General features: G+C 63.7%; 2 protein-coding genes. Both read right to left on the bottom strand.

What is annotated here, in order from left to right:
- Window positions 1-98 precede the first annotated feature (98 nt).
- The gene (gene istB / locus QCE79_RS39220; RefSeq protein WP_309854625.1) at window positions 99-848 is read right to left on the bottom strand and encodes an IS21-like element IS408 family helper ATPase IstB; all 750 of its coding nucleotides are present in this window, start codon (window positions 846-848) and stop codon (window positions 99-101) included.
- Window positions 849-864: 16 nt separating this feature from the next.
- Window positions 865-2,421: an IS21 family transposase gene (istA, locus tag QCE79_RS39215; RefSeq protein ID WP_309854603.1), complete on the bottom strand. Its 1,557-nt coding sequence runs from the start codon at window positions 2,419-2,421 to the stop codon at window positions 865-867.
- Window positions 2,422-2,685: the final 264 nt, after the last annotated feature.

The following is a 2,685-nucleotide window of genomic DNA, read 5'->3' as shown; positions in this document are numbered from 1 at the left end:
TGCGGATTTCGGCGATGGTGATCAGCCGTTTCGGTGAACGTGATCAGTCTGGAAGGTGGTGTTGCGCGGTCAATGGATTATAGCGACAGTGATCACGATCAGGCGTCAGCGGACTCGGATTTCGTTTTCTTTCTCATCGAATCGCCCTTGACCGGAACCTTGTGAGCCTGATGCACGAGCCGGTCGAGAATCGCATCGGCGAGCGTGGGGTCCTGCAGCCACGCATGCCAGTGCTCGAGTGGCAACTGGCTGGTGATCACAGCCGAACGTGTACCGACACGATCATCAAGAACTTCGAGCAGATCGTTGCGCGCGGCCTGGTCGAGATCCTGCAGGCCCCAATCGTCGAGGATCAGCACATCGATCTTCGCGAGTTGCGCGAGCCGACGTGTGAAGCTGCCGTCGCCGTGCGCGATCTTCAGTTCTTCGAACAGCCGCGCGACGCGCACATAGAACACCGAGAAGCCCTGACGGCACGCTTGCTGGCCGAACGCGCATGCGAGCCAAGTCTTGCCCGCGCCCGTGGGGCCGGTCAGGATCAGGTTCTGCGCATTGCGCACCCAGTCGCAGCCGGCGAGCGTGGCGACGATGCGCTGGTCCAGCCCGCGACTTTGCCGGTATTCAATGTCCTCGACGCAGGCCTGTGGGTTCTTGAGCTTCGCCGCGCGCAGCAAACGTTCGAGTCGCCGCGTATCACGCCAGGCGAGCTCCCGATCTACGAGCATGCCCACGCGCTCCTCGAACGACAGGCTGGTGCTGGCCGTGAGCGTCGACTGCTCCTCGAACGCGCGGGCCATGCCGTCCAGTTTGAGCGCCTTTAGTTGGGTAAGGGTGTGCTGTATCAACATCGTGAACTCCTTTGGGTCAGTGATAGTAGTCGGGACCGCGCACGTTCTCGTGCTCGGGCGAGCGCCATTCGGTGAGCGTGATCGGGAGCGAGGGCTGCAGGTCAAGCCCCGCTTCCAGGATCGACAGCACGGAGCGGCGCGTGGGCGAGCCGATCTTCAATGCGCGCTGGCAAGCGGCTTCGAGGCGGTGTTTGCCGTACTTGCGCGCGAGCGAGAGCAGACCGAGACAGGCGCGATAGCCCATCTCGGGATGGGGTTTGTTGGTCAGCAGATGCCGCACAACAGCCTCGGCGCCGGGGCCGACGGATGCGCCCCAGTTGAGCAAGCGGCCCGGAGTCCATTCCATGTGCGCGCGATGCGCGGCCGGCAGGTGTTCGGCGATGGTCGTGTGTTGGCCTTTGAGGCGCGAGCGTGCGTGCGCAGCGACGCGCTTGCCGCCATGCAGGATCTCGACGCCGTGGCGTGTGACGCGTGCCCAGACTTCCTGCCGTGCGAGGCTGTGCGGGACGCTGTAATAGTGGCCGCCGACATCGACGTGGTAATCGATGTTCACCCGGCACTTCTGCAAGGTGGCGATCTCGTAGCGGCGCACGGGCAACGGGCGCAGTATGGGCTGGTCCAGCCGTTCGAACCATTCACGACGGTTGCCTTCGAGCCGCTTGAACGGGCGCTGGTTCAGGTCGGCGATCAGTTCTGCAATGGCCTTGTTGAGTTCGGCCAGACTGTAGAAGCGATAGTGGCGCAGCCGGGCCAGCACCCAGCGCTCGACGATCTGCACGCCGACTTCGACCTTGGCCTTGTCCTGCGGTTTGCGCGGACGCGCCGGCAGCATCGCCGTGCCGTAGTGGTTCACGAAGTCCTGCGTGGTCGTGCCGAGTCCGGGCTCATAACGGTCGGGCCGCGCGATCAGCGCCTTCGGGTTGTCGGGCACGAGCAGCTCGGGCACGCCGCCGATGAACTCCAGCGCATCGCACAGGCTGCCGATCCAGTCCGCCATCGTCTCGGTGCGCGTCGCGCACGCGAACGTGTAGTTCGATGCGCCGAGCACGGCAACGAACACGTGCGCCTCGAACTCGACGCCGCCGGCGCGCGCGAGGATTGGCACGGTGGGGCCCGCGAAGTCGGCGAACAGCTTCTCGCCGGCGCGGTGCTGCTGGCGCATTGAGCGTTTGATCGACTTCGCCCAGTCCTTGTACTTCTGGCAGAACTGCGTGTAGCGGTAGGTCCGCTGGCCGGGGTTCGCTTCAGCATATTCTTCCCACAGCAGTTGCAGCGTCACGCCCTTGCGGCGCAGCTCGCGATGCAATGCCGTGTAGTCCGGCTCGATGCGTCGCGACGCCGTCGCTGTGACATCGGTTCCCTCAGGCCTCAGGCGCGCGTTCAGTTCATCGTCGGACAGCGCTTCGGCTGCGGCCCAGTCGAGTCCCGCTTGGCTGGCCTGGGCTGCGAACTTCGACACGGCCCCGACGCTGATGCCGATGGCCCGGCTGATCTGCCGATGCGTCAGGCCACACGCCCACTTCAGTCGCAGGACTTCCTTCAATTTGCGCATGTTCATCCGAGGTGTCGGCATCAGCGCTTCTCCCGCAAAAAAGGGAGCAGGCTAACGCCGCCGGTGAATACATGCGCAACGCCACCGCCAGACTTAAAACCGGATTACGTTCCGGTTACGTGATCACCCGTTTCGGTCCCGTGATCGCTCATTCCGGCATCGTGATCACGCGTTTCGGAAAGCTCTGATCAGCGATCACGATCAACCGGAACGGGTGATCACGATCATTCGGAATCCGTGATCACCATCCGCCGAAATGCGTGATCACGTTCGCCGGAATACGCA

The sequence above is a fragment of the Caballeronia sp. LZ003 genome, assembly GCF_031451465.1.
Lineage (GTDB): Bacteria > Pseudomonadota > Gammaproteobacteria > Burkholderiales > Burkholderiaceae > Caballeronia.
Note: the sequence above shows the minus strand (reverse complement) of the source record. Positions and strands in the feature narration are given on the sequence as shown.

Bases quoted from the DNA above. Each gene is read 5' to 3' on its own strand.
- istB (WP_309854625.1), bottom strand. From the start codon at position 848: ATGTTGATACAGCACACCCTTACCCAACTAAAGGCGCTCAAACTGGAC.
- istA (WP_309854603.1), bottom strand. From the start codon at position 2,421: ATGCCGACACCTCGGATGAACATGCGCAAATTGAAGGAAGTCCTGCGA.